At 60.9% G+C, this 17,805-nt stretch carries 18 protein-coding genes and 1 pseudogene; 11 read left to right on the top strand and 8 right to left on the bottom strand.

The window, feature by feature from the left end:
* Positions 1-9: 9 nt before the first annotated feature.
* Both KGA96_RS03975 and KGA96_RS03980 read right to left on the bottom strand, forming a co-directional pair.
* Complete coding sequence (locus KGA96_RS03975; protein ID WP_008047828.1) at positions 10-432, bottom strand: phasin family protein; 423 nt, start codon at positions 430-432, stop codon at positions 10-12.
* A 244-nt stretch (positions 433-676) separates the two neighbouring features.
* Entirely contained in the window at positions 677-952 is a 276-nt protein-coding gene (locus tag KGA96_RS03980; RefSeq protein ID WP_015093124.1) for a polyhydroxyalkanoic acid system family protein, read from the bottom strand.
* Positions 953-1,107: 155 nt separating this feature from the next.
* On the opposite strand from KGA96_RS03980, the gene ubiE reads away from it, so the two are divergent.
* The 11 genes and pseudogenes from ubiE to KGA96_RS29825 all read left to right on the top strand — a co-directional run bounded on the left by ubiE (position 1,108) and on the right by KGA96_RS29825 (position 9,206).
* Positions 1,108-1,878: a bifunctional demethylmenaquinone methyltransferase/2-methoxy-6-polyprenyl-1,4-benzoquinol methylase UbiE gene (gene ubiE, locus KGA96_RS03985; protein WP_007989286.1), complete on the top strand. Its 771-nt coding sequence runs from the start codon at positions 1,108-1,110 to the stop codon at positions 1,876-1,878.
* Entirely contained in the window at positions 1,878-2,501 is a 624-nt protein-coding gene (locus KGA96_RS03990) for an SCP2 domain-containing protein (RefSeq protein WP_223511695.1), read from the top strand. Before ubiE ends, KGA96_RS03990 begins: the two co-directional genes overlap by 1 nt.
* On the top strand, positions 2,498-4,102 hold the full coding sequence (gene ubiB, locus KGA96_RS03995) for a ubiquinone biosynthesis regulatory protein kinase UbiB (protein WP_223511699.1): 1,605 nt from the start codon (positions 2,498-2,500) through the stop codon (positions 4,100-4,102). Before KGA96_RS03990 ends, ubiB begins: the two co-directional genes overlap by 4 nt.
* Positions 4,103-4,183: 81 nt before the next feature.
* Complete coding sequence (gene hisI / locus KGA96_RS04000) at positions 4,184-4,585, top strand: phosphoribosyl-AMP cyclohydrolase (protein WP_007989281.1); 402 nt, start codon at positions 4,184-4,186, stop codon at positions 4,583-4,585.
* Positions 4,578-4,910 carry a phosphoribosyl-ATP diphosphatase gene (locus KGA96_RS04005; RefSeq protein ID WP_046039615.1) on the top strand — a complete coding sequence of 111 codons (333 nt, stop codon included), beginning with the start codon at positions 4,578-4,580 and terminating at the stop codon, positions 4,908-4,910. Before hisI ends, KGA96_RS04005 begins: the two co-directional genes overlap by 8 nt.
* A gap of 25 nt (positions 4,911-4,935) precedes the next feature.
* The gene (locus KGA96_RS04010) at positions 4,936-5,208 is read left to right on the top strand and encodes a twin-arginine translocase TatA/TatE family subunit (protein ID WP_007989280.1); all 273 of its coding nucleotides are present in this window, start codon (positions 4,936-4,938) and stop codon (positions 5,206-5,208) included.
* Between the two features lie 10 nt (positions 5,209-5,218).
* Positions 5,219-5,671: a Sec-independent protein translocase protein TatB gene (gene tatB / locus KGA96_RS04015; protein WP_223457562.1), complete on the top strand. Its 453-nt coding sequence runs from the start codon at positions 5,219-5,221 to the stop codon at positions 5,669-5,671.
* On the top strand, positions 5,668-6,462 hold the full coding sequence (gene tatC, locus KGA96_RS04020; protein ID WP_046039611.1) for a twin-arginine translocase subunit TatC: 795 nt from the start codon (positions 5,668-5,670) through the stop codon (positions 6,460-6,462). The genes tatB and tatC overlap by 4 nt, the downstream gene beginning before the upstream one ends.
* Positions 6,459-7,166, top strand: a complete 708-nt coding sequence (locus KGA96_RS04025) for a 16S rRNA (uracil(1498)-N(3))-methyltransferase (protein WP_046039609.1) — start codon at positions 6,459-6,461, stop codon at positions 7,164-7,166. Before tatC ends, KGA96_RS04025 begins: the two co-directional genes overlap by 4 nt.
* A gap of 123 nt (positions 7,167-7,289) precedes the next feature.
* A pseudogene (locus tag KGA96_RS29820) lies at positions 7,290-8,351 on the top strand (methyl-accepting chemotaxis protein); the annotation flags it as partial.
* Positions 8,352-8,501: 150 nt separating this feature from the next.
* The gene (locus tag KGA96_RS29825) at positions 8,502-9,206 is read left to right on the top strand and encodes a methyl-accepting chemotaxis protein (RefSeq protein ID WP_411741582.1); all 705 of its coding nucleotides are present in this window, start codon (positions 8,502-8,504) and stop codon (positions 9,204-9,206) included.
* A gap of 209 nt (positions 9,207-9,415) precedes the next feature.
* On the opposite strand, the gene mdoH is transcribed toward KGA96_RS29825, so the two are convergent.
* The 6 genes from mdoH to KGA96_RS04060 form a co-directional block, all read right to left on the bottom strand.
* The gene (gene mdoH / locus KGA96_RS04035; RefSeq protein ID WP_223511706.1) at positions 9,416-11,986 is read right to left on the bottom strand and encodes a glucans biosynthesis glucosyltransferase MdoH; all 2,571 of its coding nucleotides are present in this window, start codon (positions 11,984-11,986) and stop codon (positions 9,416-9,418) included.
* A complete protein-coding gene (locus tag KGA96_RS04040) occupies positions 11,979-13,793 on the bottom strand; it encodes a glucan biosynthesis protein G (protein WP_046039603.1) in 1,815 nt (604 codons plus the stop codon). The genes mdoH and KGA96_RS04040 overlap by 8 nt, the downstream gene beginning before the upstream one ends.
* 321 nt (positions 13,794-14,114) lie before the next feature.
* Entirely contained in the window at positions 14,115-14,552 is a 438-nt protein-coding gene (gene dtd / locus KGA96_RS04045) for a D-aminoacyl-tRNA deacylase (RefSeq protein ID WP_008047807.1), read from the bottom strand.
* Positions 14,549-15,520: a prolyl aminopeptidase gene (pip, locus tag KGA96_RS04050; protein ID WP_046039602.1), complete on the bottom strand. Its 972-nt coding sequence runs from the start codon at positions 15,518-15,520 to the stop codon at positions 14,549-14,551. Before pip ends, dtd begins: the two co-directional genes overlap by 4 nt.
* Before the next feature lie 104 nt (positions 15,521-15,624).
* On the bottom strand, positions 15,625-16,530 hold the full coding sequence (locus tag KGA96_RS04055) for an alpha/beta hydrolase (RefSeq protein WP_046039601.1): 906 nt from the start codon (positions 16,528-16,530) through the stop codon (positions 15,625-15,627).
* Between the two features lie 208 nt (positions 16,531-16,738).
* A complete protein-coding gene (locus tag KGA96_RS04060) occupies positions 16,739-17,695 on the bottom strand; it encodes a choline ABC transporter substrate-binding protein (RefSeq protein WP_046039600.1) in 957 nt (318 codons plus the stop codon).
* Positions 17,696-17,805 lie beyond the last annotated feature (110 nt).

Here is a 17,805-nt window from a genome sequence, read left to right on the forward strand (position 1 = left end):
CCGTTCTCCTTAAGATTTACGCGCGACACGTTCGAGCAATGCCGTCAGCTCATCGAGCTTAGCAGAGAGTGTCTCAACGTCATGTTTAGACGGAATACCGATACGATTCAAGGCACTTGCGACGCGCGTGTCGAACGCCTTCTCGACCTTGTCGAGTTGAACTTCGACACGGCCTTTGAAAGTGCTGACTTCACTCTTGGCTTCATCGATCTCGGCATTGGCCGCTTCAAGTTTCTCGGCAACTACCTTTTTGCCTTTCTTTTCAACAACCTGACCAGCCTTGATCAGTTCTTGAAAGTACTCGCTGCCCTCTTGGCCGACCTTGGTGTAGGCACCCAGGCCTGCCAGCCAGATCTTGCGGGCATAGGATTTGACGTCGCCCAGCGTGCCGGTCGACGGGTCGATTTTTTTCTTCAAAATAACTTTGGCCATGGTGCACCTCACGCGCAGAAGGTTTGAGGAACTGCCCGGGTAAGTGTCGGGCTCTGGCACAAAGTAGGGAGAAAAATTAGAAACGGCACCCTAACAAATGACATAAATCGTCGGGCGCGCCACATAAAAAATGTAGGAGTGAGCCTGCTCGCGATGACGGAGTGTCAGCCAACATCAATGTTGTCTATTTAACCGCTATCGCGAGCAGGCTCACTCCTACAAGGGATGTGATTTCAAGGGGAAATCAGACCAACGCCTTGTCCAGCGCCTTTTCGATTTCCGCTTTGATCATGCCGCTCATGGCCGACATCATCAGGCCCAGTTCCACGTCGACCTTGATCGAATCTTCACTGACATGCACCGCGCCCTTCACACCCGAGCGCTTGAGGTTCAGGGTGTCGCCGGACCACTGCGGCTCCAGGCCATACTGGTCGGAAAGTTTCTGCGCCAGCTTGTCGGCCTTTTCGCGAGCCGCTTCCTTACCCAGGCCATGGGCACGTTCAACACTAATACGGGCCATCGAATGACTCCTGCTTTATGGATGCTTTCCCGAGGCATCTTGACCTCTGCTGCGTCAAAACGTCCCGATGGTTGCCCATCTTACCTTCAGCCTTGCCAAGACAAAGCATGCCTTGGGGATTAGAATGTCGCGCATTCTCTTTTGGTGACAGCGATATGACTGATCAGCGCAAAGGCAGCGATGCCGAACCCACCACTCACTTCGGCTTCAAAAACGTTCCGGAAAGCCAGAAAGCGGAAAAAGTCGCTGAGGTTTTCCACTCGGTAGCCGCCAAGTACGACCTGATGAACGACCTTCTGTCGGGCGGCATGCACCGTCTGTGGAAGCGTTTTGCGATCGAATTGTCGGGCGTGCGCACCGGTAACCGCGTGCTGGACATTGCCGGCGGTACCGGCGATCTAACCCGCAAGTTCTCGCACCTGGTAGGCCCGACCGGCCAGGTCGTGTTGGCCGACATCAACGAATCCATGCTCAAGGTCGGTCGTGACCGCCTGCTGGACCTCGGTGTGGCCGGCAACGTCGAATTCGTCCAGGCCGACGCGGAAAAACTGCCGTTCCCGGACAACCATTTCGACTGCGTGACCATCGCCTTCGGCCTGCGCAACGTGACCCACAAGGAAGATGCCCTGCGCTCGATGCTGCGCGTGCTCAAGCCTGGCGGCCGCTTGCTGGTGCTGGAGTTCTCCAAGCCGACCAACGCGCTGATGTCCAAGGCCTACGACGCCTACTCGTTCGCCTTCATGCCGCTGATGGGCAAGCTGATCACCAACGACTCGGAAAGCTACCGCTACCTGGCCGAATCGATCCGCATGCACCCGAACCAGGAAACCCTGAAGTCGATGATGGTCGAGGCCGGTTTCGACCGCGTGACCTATCACAACATGACCGCAGGCATCGTTGCCCTGCACCGCGGCATCAAGCCCTGATGCTGCTCGCCGGCCTGCTCGCCAGCGTTGAACTCGGCCTGAACCGGGTGCTGCGTCTCGACAGCACGGCGCTGCCGCGGCTGGCGCACTTGACCGGCAAAGTGATTGCCGTCGATTGTCGCAGCCCGGCGCTGCAACTGTTCATCCTGCCCAGCGACGAAGGCCTGATGCTCGCCTCCCAGTGGGAAACCGGCGCCGACTGCACCTTGCGTGCACCGGCCTCGAGCCTGCTGAAACTGGCCATGAGCAAGGACAAGACCTCGATCCTGCACAGTCCTGAAGTCGAACTCGACGGCAACAGCGGCGTGCTGCTGGAGCTGGCGGCGATCCTCCAGGACCTTGAGCTGGACTGGGAGTACGAACTCTCGCGCTGGCTCGGCCCGGTGGCCACGCAACTGGTCGGCGGTCACCTGCGCAGCCGCGCCCGCTGTTATCAGCAGGGCTTCGCCAGCCTGGGCCAGAACCTGGGCGAATACCTGGCCGAAGAATCGCGCACCCTCGTCGGGCAGCGCGAGGCCGAAGCCCGATTCAGTGAACTGGACCAGATCAAGCTCGATCTGGAACGTCTCGAGGCGCGTTTCGAGCGCCTTTCCCGATCCCTCGACCCAAGCGATAACGCATGAAGCTGCTTGCCGTCCGCCGTTTGTTGCGCATCCAGCGCGTCGTGATCCGCTACCGCCTCGATGACCTGCTGTTCGCCCTGCCGCTGCCCTGGTTTCTGCGGGCGCTGCGTTACGCCTTGCCGTGGCGCTGGTTCCCGCGCAAGACACTGGACCTGAGCCGTGGCGCGCGCTTGCGCCTGGCATTGCAGGACCTGGGGCCGATCTTCATCAAGTTCGGGCAGATCCTGTCCACCCGTCGCGACCTGCTGCCCGAAGACATCGCCGACGAACTGATGAAGCTGCAGGACCGCGTACCGCCGTTCGACTCGCAGGTGTCGGTCAAGCTGATCGAGGAACAGCTGGGCAAGAAAATCAGCGAAGTGTTCAGCCGTTTCGACGTCGAACCGTTGGCCTCGGCCTCGGTGGCACAGGTGCATGCCGCGCAACTCAAAACCGGTGAAGAAGTGGTGGTCAAAGTGATCCGCCCTGGCCTCAAACCGGTGATCGCCCAGGACCTGGCGTGGCTGTTCATCCTCGCCCGCGCCGCCGAAAAACTCTCGGCCGATGCGCGCCTGCTGCATCCGGTGGACGTGGTCAGCGATTACGAAAAGACCATCTACGACGAACTCGACCTGCTGCGCGAGGCGGCCAACGCCAGCCAGTTGAAGCGCAACTTCGACGGTTCGCCGCTGCTGTACGTGCCGCAAGTCTATTGGGACTGGTGCCGGCCGAAAGTGCTGGTGATGGAACGCATCTATGGCATTCAAGTGACCGATCTGGCGACCCTGGCCGACCAGCGCACCGACATGAAAATGCTCGCCGAGCGTGGCGTGGAAATTTTCTTCACCCAGGTGTTCCGCGACAGTTTCTTCCACGCCGACATGCACCCCGGCAACATTTTCGTCAGCACAGTGAACCCGTGGAGCCCGCAGTACATTGCGATCGACTGCGGTATCGTCGGCAGCCTGACCCCGGAAGACCAGGATTACCTGGCGCGCAACCTGTTCGCCTTCTTCAAGCGCGATTACCGTCGCGTGGCGCAGTTGCACATCGATTCGGGCTGGGTGCCGGCGGAAACCAAACTCAACGAATTCGAAGCGGCGATCCGTACCGTGTGCGAGCCGATCTTCGAAAAACCGTTAAAAGATATTTCCTTCGGCCAGGTGCTGATGCGCCTGTTCCAGACCGCGCGCCGCTTCAACATGGAAGTGCAGCCACAGTTGGTCCTGCTGCAAAAAACCCTGCTGAACATCGAAGGCCTGGGTCGCCAGCTGTACCCGGACCTCGATCTGTGGAACACCGCGCAGCCGTTCCTCGAACGCTGGATGCGCGAGCGGGTCAGCCCCAAAACCCTGCTCGGCAACGTGCACAGCCAGTTCGAACAGCTGCCGCACCTGGCCAACATGGCCCGCGACCTGCTCGAGCGCATGTCCCAGCCCCACGCCTACGACCCGCCACCTGCGTGGCACCGACGCCGTGACGACTGGTTCCTGCGCCTGCTCGGTACGGCACACCTGGCCGGTGGCGCCATCCTTGCCGCGGGCGGTCCGCTGAACCAGTTGGCCTATTGGCCGGCGGGAATCATGATGGCGGTCGGTTTGTATCTGGTCGTGCGCCGATAGCCAGTTGTGTGAACGACTGGCACACTGTTTCAACGCCTGAGCTCGGCTATTGAAGTGTCGAGCCCGCTGTCGGAGTCGAAGATGAAAAACTGGCTGGACGAGATCAAGTGGGACGCTGACGGCCTGGTGCCGGCCATCGCCCAGGATCACAAGACCGGGCGCGTCCTGATGATGGCCTGGATGAACCGCGAAGCACTGGAACTGACCGCTGCCGAGAACCGTGCAATCTACTGGTCACGCTCCCGTGGCAAGCTGTGGCGCAAGGGCGAAGAGTCCGGCCATGTGCAAACCCTGCACGAGATGCGCCTGGACTGCGACGCCGACGTGATCATCCTGATGGTCGAGCAGATCGGCGACATCGCCTGCCATACCGGCCGCCAGAGCTGCTTCTACCGCGTCTATGAGAACGGCGACTGGACAACCGTCGACCCGGTCCTGAAAGATCCGCACGCCATCTATTCCGCAGGGCACAAACATGAGTGACACTCTCACCCGCCTCGCCGAGGTACTCGAAGAGCGCAAAGGCGCCGCTGCCGACAGCTCGTACGTCGCCAGCCTGTACCACAAGGGCTTGAACAAGATTCTGGAAAAAGTCGGCGAAGAGTCGGTCGAAACCATCATTGCCGCCAAGGACGCCGCCGTCAGCGGCGACTGTAGCGATGTGATCTACGAAACCGCCGATCTGTGGTTCCACAGCATGGTCATGCTCGCCCAATTGGGGCAGCATCCACAAGCTGTACTCGATGAACTGGACCGTCGTTTCGGTCTCTCCGGACACGCCGAGAAAGCCTCGCGCCCGTCCGTCTGAATAACTATTAGAGAGGAGCAGCAGCATGGGCATTTTTGACTGGAAACACTGGATCGTCATCCTGGTTGTCGTGGTACTGGTGTTCGGCACCAAGAAACTGAAAAACCTCGGCACCGACGTCGGCGAATCGATCAAGGGCTTCAAGAAAGCCATGAACGACGACGAAAAACCGGCCGATCCAAATGCGACCCCGGCCCAACCGGTTCCACCGGTACAGCCCCAGGCCTCTGTAAACCAGCCGCACACCATCGACGTGCAGGCACAGAAAGTCGAAGAGCCGATCCGCAAAGACGTGTGAGCACTGACTAATGTTTGGTATCAGCTTCTCTGAACTGCTGCTCGTCGGCCTCGTTGCCCTGCTGGTGCTGGGTCCCGAGCGCCTGCCGGGCGCTGCGCGCACCGCTGGCCTGTGGGTCGGGCGTCTGAAGCGCAGCTTCAACGCAATCAAACAGGAAGTTGAACGTGAAATCGGTGCCGACGAAATTCGTCGGCAACTGCACAACGAGCACATCCTGTCGCTTGAGCAGGAGGCGCGGAAAATCTTCACGCCGACCCAGCAGGAGCCGACGCCGGTGGAACACGTGGGCGAGCAGACGATTCATGCGCCTGCCGCTACCGTCGACCCGACACCGGCTCCCGTTGTAGCGCCTGTCGAACCTGCGCCTGTTGTTGCAGCCACTCCGGTTGAACCCGTTACACCGGCGGCTGCGCCCGTTGCGCCGGCCCCTCATGACCCAACACTGCCGCCGCGAGCCCCATGAGCGATCTTCCTGAAAACGACCAGCACATGCCGCTGGTTTCGCACCTCACAGAGTTGCGCACCCGCCTGCTGCGCTGCGTAGCGGCGATTTTCATCATCTTTGCCGGGCTGTTCGCCTTCACCCAGCAGATCTACACCTTCGTGTCGACGCCGCTGCGCGCGTACCTGCCCGCCGGCGCGACGATGATTGCCACCGATGTGTCGTCGCCGTTCCTGACGCCACTGAAGTTGACGATGATGGTCTCGCTGTTCCTGGCCATCCCGGTGATCCTGCACCAGATCTGGGGCTTCATCGCCCCCGGCCTGTACAAGCATGAAAAGCGCATTGCTGTGCCATTGCTGATGTCCAGCATCGTGTTGTTCTATGCCGGCATGGCGTTCGCCTACTACCTGGTGTTCCCGTTGATCTTCAAGTTCTTCGCCGCCGCCACCCCGGCCGGTGTGGAAATGATGACCGACATCACCAGTTACCTCGATTTCGTCATGACGCTGTTCTTCGCCTTTGGCGTGGCGTTCGAAATCCCGGTGGCCGTGGTGCTGCTGGTGTGGATCGGCGTGGTCGACGTCAAATACCTGAAGAAAATCCGCCCGTACGTGGTCATTGGCTGCTTCGTAGTCGGCATGATCCTGACACCGCCGGACATCTTCTCGCAGACCCTGCTGGCCGTGCCGATGTGGCTGTTGTTCGAGATCGGCATCCTGTTTGGCAGCCTGATCAGCAAGCGTGGCGAGCATCCGGACGACCAACCGGCTGACGATCACAACGACCAGCCGCCAGCGACCCAAGCGTGAACCTGCTGCTCCTTGAAGAGGCCGATTTCATTGCGGCCGACCGCGCGGTCCTGTGTGATCGCCGGTTGACCCACATGCAGGAAGTCCATCGCTGCGAAGTCGGTGACAGCATGCGCGTCGGGCGAATCGGCGGCTTGATGGGTTCGGCCGAAGTGCTGCGCCTGGACGCCGATGAAGCGGAATTGCGCGTCACCCTCGACCAACCGCCACCAGCCAAGCTGCCATTGACCCTGGTATTGGCCCTGCCACGGCCCAAGATGCTGCGCAGGGTGTTTCAGACCGTGGCGGCCATGGGTGTGCCACGGATCGTGCTGGTCAACAGCTATCGCGTCGAGAAGAGCTTCTGGCAGACCCCCTTCCTGGAGCCAGAGGCGATTCGCGAGCAGTTGATCCTCGGCCTCGAACAGGCCCGGGACAGCGTGCTGCCGGAAGTCGTGATCGAGAAGCGCTTCAAGCCCTTCGTCGAAGATCGTCTGCCGGCGATCACCGAAGGCACCCTCGGCCTGGTGGGGCATCCGGGCAATTACCCGCCCTGCCCTCGCGCACTCAGTGAACCGGTGACCCTGGCCATTGGCCCCGAGGGTGGCTGGATTCCCTACGAGATCGACCTGCTGGGCAAGTCCGGGCTGCAACCGGTGCAATTGGGCGAACGCATCCTGCGCGTCGAAACCGCCGTGACCGCGCTGCTGGCACGACTTTTCTAATCCCGGACACAATCCCACAGGTCTGTCATCTGCCCTGGATGGTCAGTCACCTGTACTACAGAACTTCGCACGCCGGCCGATAACCTCCCCATAAAACCAAATTGTGGTCAGGGGAGTTTCAGCATGTACCAATGGCTAGCCGAGAATCTGGGAAACGTCAGCGTCAAACGCAAGCTGGGGATCGGCTTCGGCCTGGTGCTGTTACTGACCCTGCTGATCACCTTCACCGGCTGGAACGGCCTGAGCGGCGTAACCAGCCGTGGCGATAAACTCGGGTTCATCGCCAGTCTCAACGACCTGACCAAGGACCTGCGCATTGCACGCCTGGATTACGAGATGCGTCGCGGTGAACAAGGTCCCGGCGCCGTCAACGATCTGTTGGGCAAGCTAGAAAGCGGCCTGCAGACCGCCCGCGGCCTGATCGAGCAACCGGCCGATACGGCCATGGTCGATCAACAACTGGCCGCTGTCGCCGAATACCGTCGCGCCTTCAACGAAATGACCCAGGCCGGCGCCCAGCGTGAAGACGCCCGCAGCAAACTCGGCGCCACCGCCGACAACGCAGTGGCCCGCGTCGCCGAAGTGGAAAAATCCATGCTGCAAGGTGACAGCGTGGCGGCGTTCAACAGCGTCATCGACCTGAGCAAGCTGATCCAGCAGGCGCGCTTCCAGGTTCGCGGCTACACCTACAGCGGCAAGAACGAAGCCGAACAGCCAGCCCTCGACGCGATCGACAACGCCCTGAAGAACCTCGAGAGCCTGCCGGCCAAACTGCCTGAAGAACACATCGCCAACCTGCAACAGGCAACAGATTCGCTGAAGGCCTACCGCGCCGCCGTCAGCCAGTTCCGCGACTCCCAGGTGGCCAGCGCCAAGGCCCTGGCACGCATGTCCGTCCAAGGCAACATCCTGTTGGACATGAGCCAGAAACTCACCGTCTCGCAAACCGTCGTGCGCGACACCGACGCCGCCCATGCCAAGAACATGCTGAGCCTCGCCACCGTGCTGGCCATCGCCTTCGGCCTGCTGGCCGCCTGGGCGATCACCCAGCAGATCATCATTCCGTTGAACCAGACTCTGGTCGTGGCCCAGCGCGTCGCCAGTGGCGACCTGACCCACAACCTGACGTCGCAGCGCCGTGACGAACTCGGCCAGTTGCAGCGTGCCATGCAGAGCATGACCCAGGGCTTGCGCGAACTGATCGGCGGCATCAGCGATGGCGTCACGCAGATCGCCAGCGCCGCCGAAGAGCTGTCTGCCGTCACCGAGCAGACCAGCGCCGGGGTCAACAGCCAGAAGATTGAGACCGATCAGGTCGCCACCGCCATGAACGAAATGGCCGCCACCGTGCAGGAAGTTGCGCGCAACGCCGAAGAAGCCTCCGAAGCCGCCGTCGCCGCCGACCAGCAGGCCCGCGAAGGCGACAAAGTGGTCGGTGAAGCCATCGCCCAGATCGAACGCCTGGCCAAGGAAGTCGGTCATTCCACCGAGGCCATGGGCGAACTCAAGCGCGAAAGCGACAAGATCGGTAGCGTGCTCGACGTCATCAAGTCCGTGGCCCAGCAAACCAACCTGCTGGCGCTCAACGCTGCGATTGAAGCCGCCCGCGCCGGTGAAGCCGGGCGTGGTTTTGCCGTGGTCGCCGACGAAGTCCGCAGCCTGGCCCAGCGTACCCAGAAGTCCACCGAGGAGATCGAAGAGCTGATCGTCGGCCTGCAAAACGGTACCCAGCAAGTGGCGACCATCATGGACAACAGCCGCACCCTGACCGACAGCAGCGTCGAACTGACACGCCGCGCCGGTGGCTCACTGGAAAGCATCACCCGCACGGTGTCGGCGATCCAGGCAATGAACCAGCAGATTGCTGCGGCCGCCGAACAGCAGAGCGCTGTGGCCGAGGAGATCAACCGTAGCGTGCTGAACGTGCGGGATGTGTCGGACCAGACTTCGGCGGCGAGTGAAGAGACGGCGGCGTCCAGCGTTGAGCTGGCGCGGTTGGGGACGCATTTGCAGATGCTGGTGGGCAAATTCAGGGTTTGAGGTGATCCGCATACCTCGGTTTACTCAGGACCGAGGTGATGCCTTCGCGGGCAAGCCCGCTCCCACTGGGAATTGCGTTGTACACACAACCTTGTGGGAGCGGGCTTGCCCGCGAAAGCGTCCGACCAGACGCTGCCGTTACAGCATCTGGTGCAAGCTCAAGAACAAACTTCAAGCCATAAAAAAACCCGCTTTCGCGGGTTTTTCTATTATGCCAACTGGGGCTGTTCGCTCATTGGCTTGAGCGGCAGCAGCGGTGCGTGGGGGTCGGCCTTGACCGACTTACGCCAGGCGCCCAGCCACTCTGGGTGACCTTCGCTCCAGACCTGCTCATGCAAGCGGGCCAATGCCACCGGGTCGCTCAACAGTTGCACACGCTCGTTGTTGGTCAGGCCTTCAGGTCCAACCTTCATAGCGTGGCGAACCCGCTCGATCCGCAACCACTCAATCGGCTCAGCCTGATTGTGCCGGGAGGTCGCCAGCGAGCACGCCAGGGCGTTCTGCTGTGGATCGACCACCGAACGGACGAAGCCGTCGTTCAGCGCATGCCAGCGGTTTTCGTGGGTGTACTGGTCGGTTGCCAGCAAGGCCTGCGGCGGATTGTATTCCTCGGGGATCAGGAACAGGCTCTCGTCACGGGACTTCAGGCCCAGGCCGACACGGCTGGAGATCACCGACACCGGGATCGACAGCATCAGCGAACCGACGATCGGCACCAGCCACCACAGGAAGCTCGGGTTCAGCCAGATCACTAGCATGGCCCAGAAGAAGCCCAGCAGGGTTTGCGGGCCGTGGCGCTTGACCGCTTCGCTCCATGGCGTGGAGTCGTCGTCACGTTGCGGCGAGTTCCAGGTCGCGGCCCAGCCGAGGAACGCGGCGAGGACGAAACGGGTGTGGAAAATCATCCGCACCGGCGCCAGCAGCATGGAAAACAGCATCTCCAGCAGCATCGACAGGGTCACCTTGAACTTGCCGCCAAACTCTTTCGCGCCCTTGGCCCAGATCAGGATGATGCTCAGCAGTTTCGGCAGGAACAGCAGCACGATGGTGGTCGAGAACAGCGCAATCGCCTTGTCCGGGTGCCATTGCGGCCACAGCGGATAGAGCTGACGCGGTTCAAGGAAATACTGCGGCTCCATCAGCGTGTTGACCGCCAGCAGCGCGGTCGACAGCACCAGGAAGAAGAACCACAACGGCGCCGACAGGTAGGACATCACGCCGGTCAGGAACACTGCGCGGTGCACCGGGTGCATGCCCTTGACCAGGAACAGGCGGAAGTTCATCAGGTTACCGTGGCACCAGCGACGGTCACGCTTGAGTTCGTCCAGCAGGTTCGGCGGCAGTTCTTCGTAGCTGCCCGGCAAGTCGTAGGCAATCCACACGCCCCAGCCTGCACGGCGCATCAACGCAGCTTCAACGAAGTCGTGGGACAGGATCGAGCCGGAGAACGCGCCTGTACCGGGCAACGGCGCCAGGGCGCAGTGGTCGATGAACGGCTTCATGCGGATGATCGCGTTGTGGCCCCAGTAGTGCGACTCGCCCAGTTGCCAGAAGTGCAGGCCGGCGGTGAACAGCGGGCCATACACACGAGTGGCGAACTGCTGCATGCGCGCATACAAGGTGTCCATGCCCGACGCACGTGGCGCGGTCTGAATGATCCCGGCGTCCGGCGTGGCTTCCATCAGGCGTACCAGACTGGTCAGGCACTCACCGCTCATCACGGAGTCGGCATCGAGTACGACCATGTACTTGTAGTCACCGCCCCAGCGACGGCAGAAGTCGTCGAGGTTGCCGCTTTTACGTTTTACGCGACGACGGCGGCGACGGTAGAAGATCTTGCCGAAGCCCCCGGCTTCTCGGCAGACATCCAGCCAGGCCTGTTGCTCGGCAACACAGATATCGGCGTCGTTACTGTCGCTGAGGACGAAGAAGTCGAAGCGGTCCAAGTCACCCGTGGCCGCCACCGACTCGAAGGTCGCCCGCAGGCCGGCGAATACCCGTGGCACGTCTTCGTTGCAGATCGGCATCACCAGTGCGGTGCGGGCATCTTTCGGAATCGGCTCGTTGCCGGCACTTTTACCGGAGATACGGTATTTATCGTGACCGGTGAGCAATTCGAGGAAGCCCATCAGCGCGGTCCAGAAACCGGCCGATACCCAGCAGAACAGAATCCCGAACAGGATCAGGATGCTGGTCTGCAAGGCATACGGCAGCACTTGCGTGGCGGTTTGCAGCAGTGGCTGGTGCAGCACTTCGTTGAGGTCGACGAACGACCAGCCCTGGTACGGCATGATGCCTTTCATGTACCAGCCGGCGACGATGGTCTGACCGAGCATCAGCAGCAACAGAATGTAGCGACGGATCGAACCCACCGTGCGCCAGCGCGCAGCCGGAAGCACACGTTCGTCCTTCGGCGGCTTCGGCGGGTTGGTACGACCGGTCATCCGGCGCCAGCCACGCACCAGAATGTTGGTGCGCCACGGCTCCGGCACGACCTTGGTCCGCCGGATCGGCGGGGTCGCCTTGAGGCAGACCCGGCCGTTGGCGTCGAACACCAGCATTTCCGCGTCCTGCAGCTCTTCGGCAGTGCTCAGGGTCAGGCGTTTACCCACCGAAGCCTGGGCGGCTTCGGTCGGGGCGTCGAACGTCGACGATGACAGGCGTTCATGCAATTCGCTGAAAGACTGGCAGCCCGCGAGTTCCGCGCGCTGCTCGTCGGTCATCGGCAGATGCGCCAGATACTCGGAAAGAGTTTCTGGCCGTACTTGAGAGTTACTCATCGGCAGGCAACTGATAGCTCCAGGTCTCGGTCAGGACTTCTTCAGTCGGGGCCGATTCCGGTGTGGCTGGGGCCGCGTCGGCAGCAACAGGCTGCTTGGCGTCTTTATTGGTCTTGTCCTTGGCATCTGCAACAGGCTTCGCTTCAGCCTGTTTGGCCTCCGCTTGCTTGGCTTCCTTGTCCGCTTTCTCTTGTTGCTTGGCGGCAACCTTGTCGGCCTTGGCAACCGAAGAGTTCGACGCTGGAATCGAAGTCTTGGCCAGGTCCGCCGGCACGATGTTCTGCACCAGTGCGGCACGCATCTCGGTGGACTTGCCCGGATCCTTGATCTTCATCCGCAGGGTCAGGCGCCAGCCCTTGGTTTCAGGGTTGTAGCGCACGCTGTTTTCCACCAGCTCGGCGTTGTCGCCGACGCTGACCTGGCTGCGAACTTCCGCATCGGCCGGCAATGCCGCCAGGGACGGGCCTTCGAAGTCCACCAGGTAGGCAACGCTGCCGTCCGGCTGACGAATCAGGTTGGACTGCTTGACGTCACCGGTGGAACGCAGGGTCTGTTTGACCCAGGCGCTGTCCGGCGCGTGAATCGTGTCTTCATCCATGGTCCAGTGCATACGATAAGCGACATCGAGCGGCTGGCCAGGTTCCGGCAATTTTTCCGGGTTCCAGAAAGCAACGATGTTGTCGTTGGTTTCGTCGGCGGTCGGAATCTCGACCAGGTCGACGGTGCCCTTGCCCCAGTCACCCTTCGGCTCGATCCAGGCGCTTGGACGCTTGTCGTACCGGTCGTCGAGGTCTTCGTAGTGGCTGAAGTCGCGGCCACGTTGCAGCAGACCGAACCCGCGCGGGTTTTCCACGCTGAAGTTGCTCACAGCCAGGTGCTTCGGATTGTTCAGCGGACGCCAGATCCACTCGCCGTTGCCGGCATGGATCGCCAGGCCGCTGGAGTCGTGCAGCTCGCGACGGTAGTTCAGTACTTTCGACGGCTGGTTGGCGCCGAACAGGTACATGCTGGTCAACGGGGCGATACCCAGCTTGCCGACTTTGTCACGCAGGAACATCTGCGCCTTGACGTCGACGATGGTGTCGCTGCCCGGACGCAGGGTCAGGCGATAGGCACCGGTGGCACGAGGTGAGTCCAGCAGGGCGAAGATCACCAGGTGCTTGTCACCTGGCTTGGGCTGCTGAATCCAGAACTCGCGGAAGCGCGGGAATTCTTCGCCGGACGGCAATGCGGTATCCAGCGCCATGCCGCGAGCGGACAAACCATAGACGTGACCCTTGCCAACGACGCGGAAGTAGCTCGCGCCGAGCATGGTCATGATTTCGTCTTGCTTGTCGGCCTTGTTGATCGGGTACAGCACACGGAAACCGGCATAGCCCAGTTGTTCGGTGGCCTTGGGATCGAACTGCATGTCGCCGAAGTCGAAACGACTCGGGTCGTACTTGATCTCTTCGACGGTGTTCGCGGTGATTTCGTTGATTTTCACCGGCGTATCGAAATGCATGCCCTGGTGATAGAAGGACAGCTTGAACGGCGTCTTCTGATCAGCCCACTCGGCTTTTTCCGTCAGAAAACGAATTTTCTGATAGTCCGCGAATTTCATGTCGCGGAACTCGTTCGGCAGGTTACTGCGCGGCGCTTCGTATTTCTGCGCGGCCAGTTCTTTTGCCTTGGCCGATACATCATCCAGACTGAATGCCCAAAGCTGACCGCCGCTGAGCAGGCAGAGCAGTGCAGAGCCCGCTACCAGGGCGCTGCGTAACCGTTTGGCAGACAATTTTGGTGCGTTACAGGGACTAACAATCACGAGCAACCCTCGCCGAAAACAGATCAAAAAACCAACGGCCAGTTAAAGGGTCTGCTCGGTGTACGGTATGAAAAAACCGCCCTTGCAAACCACTCTTGCCAAGTTGGCGAGCATTGTTCCGACTCCGCTGGGGCGAAATGATTCCCCAATCGGATCCGGACAAGTCTCTACCTAAGTCAAAATGGACCAACGAACGCTGATCCCCGTAGCGCGGGATTATCTAGCAGGCCGCGTTACAACGCATCAGGGGTAACAAAGTATTTATCGCGAAAAAGCCCTGTTTTCAGTCGAAATGAACGTAAAAACTTGTTTCAAACGCTTTCAGGTCTGTAACAGGAAGGTTACCGGGCCATCATTGACCAGGTGTACCTGCATATCCGCGCCGAATCTACCTGATGCCACAGTGCCATGCACCTGTTTCGCTTTGCTTAATAGATAGTCGAACAGTTCCTCGCCCAGCGCCGGAGGGGCCGCGGTCGAGAAACCCGGACGCAGCCCGCTTTTGGTATCGGCAGCCAGGGTGAACTGAGAGACCAGCAGCAGCCCTCCGCCCACATCCGCCAAGGACAGATTCATCTTGCCCTCAGCATCGCTGAATACTCGATAGTTAAGCAGCTTATTAAGAAGTTTGTCGGCGCTAGCCCGCGTATCGTCGGGCTCGACGGCTACCAGGACCAGCAATCCCTGATCGACGGCACCCACGATCTCGCCCGCGACCTCGACCCGCGCGCCGCGCACCCGCTGCAGCAGGCCCTTCATGCTTCTTCAGGCGGCAGGTCGAGCAGACGCCGGGCCATCTGATCGGCGGCGCGTACCAGCGCGTCGGTGATGCCAGGCTCGGAAGCGGCATGACCGGCATCGCGGATGACCTGCAGCTCGCTGTTCGGCCAGGCTTGATGCAATTCCCAGGCGTTATCCAGCGGGCAGATCACGTCATAGCGCCCATGAATGATCACGCCGGGCAAATGGGCGATCTTGCCCATGTTGCGGATCAACTGGTTCTGCTCCAGGAACGCGTTGTTGGTGAAGTAGTGGCATTCGATGCGGGCAATCGACAATGCACGTTGTGGTTCGGAGAAGCGATCGACTACCAACGGGTTGGGACGCAGGGTCGCGGTGCGGCCCTCCCAGGTCGACCAGGCCTTGGCCGCGTGCATCTGGGCAATCTGGTCGTTGCCGACCAGGCGCTTGTGGAACGCGGTGAGCAAGTCGTCGCGCTCGTCCAGCGGGATCGGCGCGATGTAGTCCTGCCAGTAATCGGGGAACAGGCGGCTGGCGCCAGCCTGGTAGAACCATTCGATTTCCTGCGGACGGCAGAGAAAGATCCCGCGCAGGATCAGGCCGTGCACACGCTCAGGATGGGTTTGTGCGTAGGCCAGCGCCAGGGTCGAACCCCAGGAGCCGCCAAACAGCACCCATTTGTCGATGCCCAGGTGCTGGCGGATCCGCTCGAGGTCGGCGACCAGGTCCCAGGTGGTGTTGTTTTCCAGGCTGGCGTGGGGAGTGGAGCGACCGCAACCGCGCTGATCGAAAGTGACAATGCGATAGAGGTTGGGATCAAAAAAACAACGACTCTGGGCATCGCATCCGGCACCGGGGCCGCCGTGGATGAACACCACCGGCAAACCTTCCGGTGAACCGCTTTCGTCGACGTACAGGGTGTGGGTTTCGTCGACGGCCAGATCGTGCCGGGCGTGGGGTTTGATCTGCGGGTACAAAGTCTGCATTGCGCGCTCCGTAAGGGGTCGAGGTCATCCCTGGGGGGACTTCTATTATTCTGCCGTTGGGCATCATAAACCCGAATTACGTCAATGAGCATGCCCGCGCGAAGTCAGAGTTTTTCCGCAAGATAACCAGACAAGGTTTCGTACAGCGCATCGACCTCGGCCACCTGCCCGCGAGCCCGTAAACAGCCATGGACCAAACCTTCGCCGACATACAGAGTGGCAACCACGCCCGCGGCATTCAGTCGCTCGGCATACAGCACGCCGTCATCACGCAACGGGTCGAATTGCGCCACGGCGATCAATGCCGGTGGCAGTCCGCTGAAATCCGTGGCGAGCAATGGCATGGCGTAGGCGTTCGGATGGTGGGTGCCTTGCAGGTAAAGCGCGTGATAGCAATCGACGTCACTGCTGCTGAGTAATGGCGCGTCGATGCACTCACTGCGCGACGGCAGGCGGTGATCGCCGCCCAACCCCGGATAAATCAGCACCTGCGCGCACGGCACCGGCTCGCCGGCATCGCGCAGCGCCAGGCACAACGCCGCCGCGAGGTTGCCACCGGCACTGTCGCCAGCCACCAGCGTACGCTCCGGGTCGAGCTTATTCGGCCCGGTGCGCAGTGCTCGCCAGACCTTCAGGCAATCATTGAACGCGGCGGGAAACGGATGCTCCGGTGCCCGGCGGTAATCGACGGCGACCACCCGTACACCGAGAGTCGATGCCCATTCGGCGCAGATGAAATCGTGGGAATCGAGGTCCCCCACCACCCAGCCGCCGCCATGCAGATAAACGATGCACGACGCACCGCTGGCCGGTGGCTGATAGGAACGAACCGCAACACCGTCCAACTCGAAATCGACCACATGCAACCCGGCGGGGCGTGCAGGGGTAAACGCCCGGCACATCTCGCTGTAGGCCTGGCGCAATCCGGTGATTCTGCTGTCGGCGCTGTTGAAACTCAGGGTTTTGTCGACGAATGCCGTCATCTGTTTGGAAAGCGGGTAAGGAGCCATGAGCCTGGTGCCCGTTGATTCAGAGGGTTTGGATTGAAATGATCCCTGTGGCGAGGGAGCTTGCTCCCGTTGGGCTGCGAAGCAGCCCCATATTGCACGACTCGCTGTTTAACTGACTCACCGAGGCGCTAAACTTGCGAGTGCTGCGCACTCGGACGGGAGCAAGCTCCCTCGCCACAAAAGCCTTTTGTTCACAAAGACCTTGGGGTCAATTCTTCAGGCTGGCCTGAACCGTCGCCACACCATCCTTGCCATCGAAACTGCTGACACCCGCCAGCCAGCGCTGCAAGTCTTCGGGATGATCACGCAGCCATTTTTTCGCGACATCCTGAGCCGTTTGGCGCTCCATGATCGGCACCATCAACTGGCTTTCCTGGGCGGCGGTGAACGTCAGGTTTTCCAACAGCCGATTGACGTTCGGGCAGCGCTCGGCGTAATCCGGGGCAGTCACGCTGGAGACGGTTGCGGCACCTTCATTCGGGCCGTACACGTCCTCACTGCCGGTCAGATAGTCGATCTTCATGTTGATGTTCATCGGGTGCGGGGTCCAGCCGACGAACACCACGAACTCCTTGCGATTCACTGCCCGCTGCACGGCCGCAAGCATGCCGGCTTCACCGGACTCGATCAGTTTGAAATCCTTGAGGCCAAAGTGATTGGTCTCGATCATGGTCTTGATCGTGGTGTTGGCGCCACTGCCCGGCTCGATGCCGTAGATCTTGCCGCCGAGCTGATCCTTGAATTTGGCGATGTCAGAGAAGGTTTTCAGGCCGGCCGCTGCAACATAGTCAGGGACCGCGAGGGTGGCTTGGGCATCGGCCAGGCTCGGCTTGTCCATGACCTTGACCTGATTGGCAGCCACGAAAGGTGCGATGTTTTTATCCATCGCCGGTTTCCAGTAGCCGAGGAAGATGTCCAGGCGTTTGTCGCGGATGCCGGCGAAGATGATTTGCTGCACGGCGCTGGTTTGCTTACTTTCGTAGCCCAGACCGTTGAGCAACACATCGGCCATGCCGCTGGTGGCGATCACGTCGGTCCAGTTCACCACGCCCATGCGCACGGTTTTGCAGGAGGAGTCGTCCGCGGCCATGGCGCCGGCGCTAAATAGAGCGGCGCCACAGAAGATTGAGAGACAGCGGGTGAACAGACCTTTGGGGCTTGTCATAGAGAGCATTCTCGTGCGGCAGCGGATTATTGTCGGGGCGGTGTCTTTGTGCACCGTGGCGAGAACATTACGCAGCAGACGAGCGGTGAAAGCGACCTGTGGCGACCGTG

It is taken from the genome of Pseudomonas sp. GL-R-26, assembly GCF_019947365.1.
In the GTDB taxonomy this organism is placed as follows: Bacteria; Pseudomonadota; Gammaproteobacteria; order Pseudomonadales; family Pseudomonadaceae; genus Aquipseudomonas.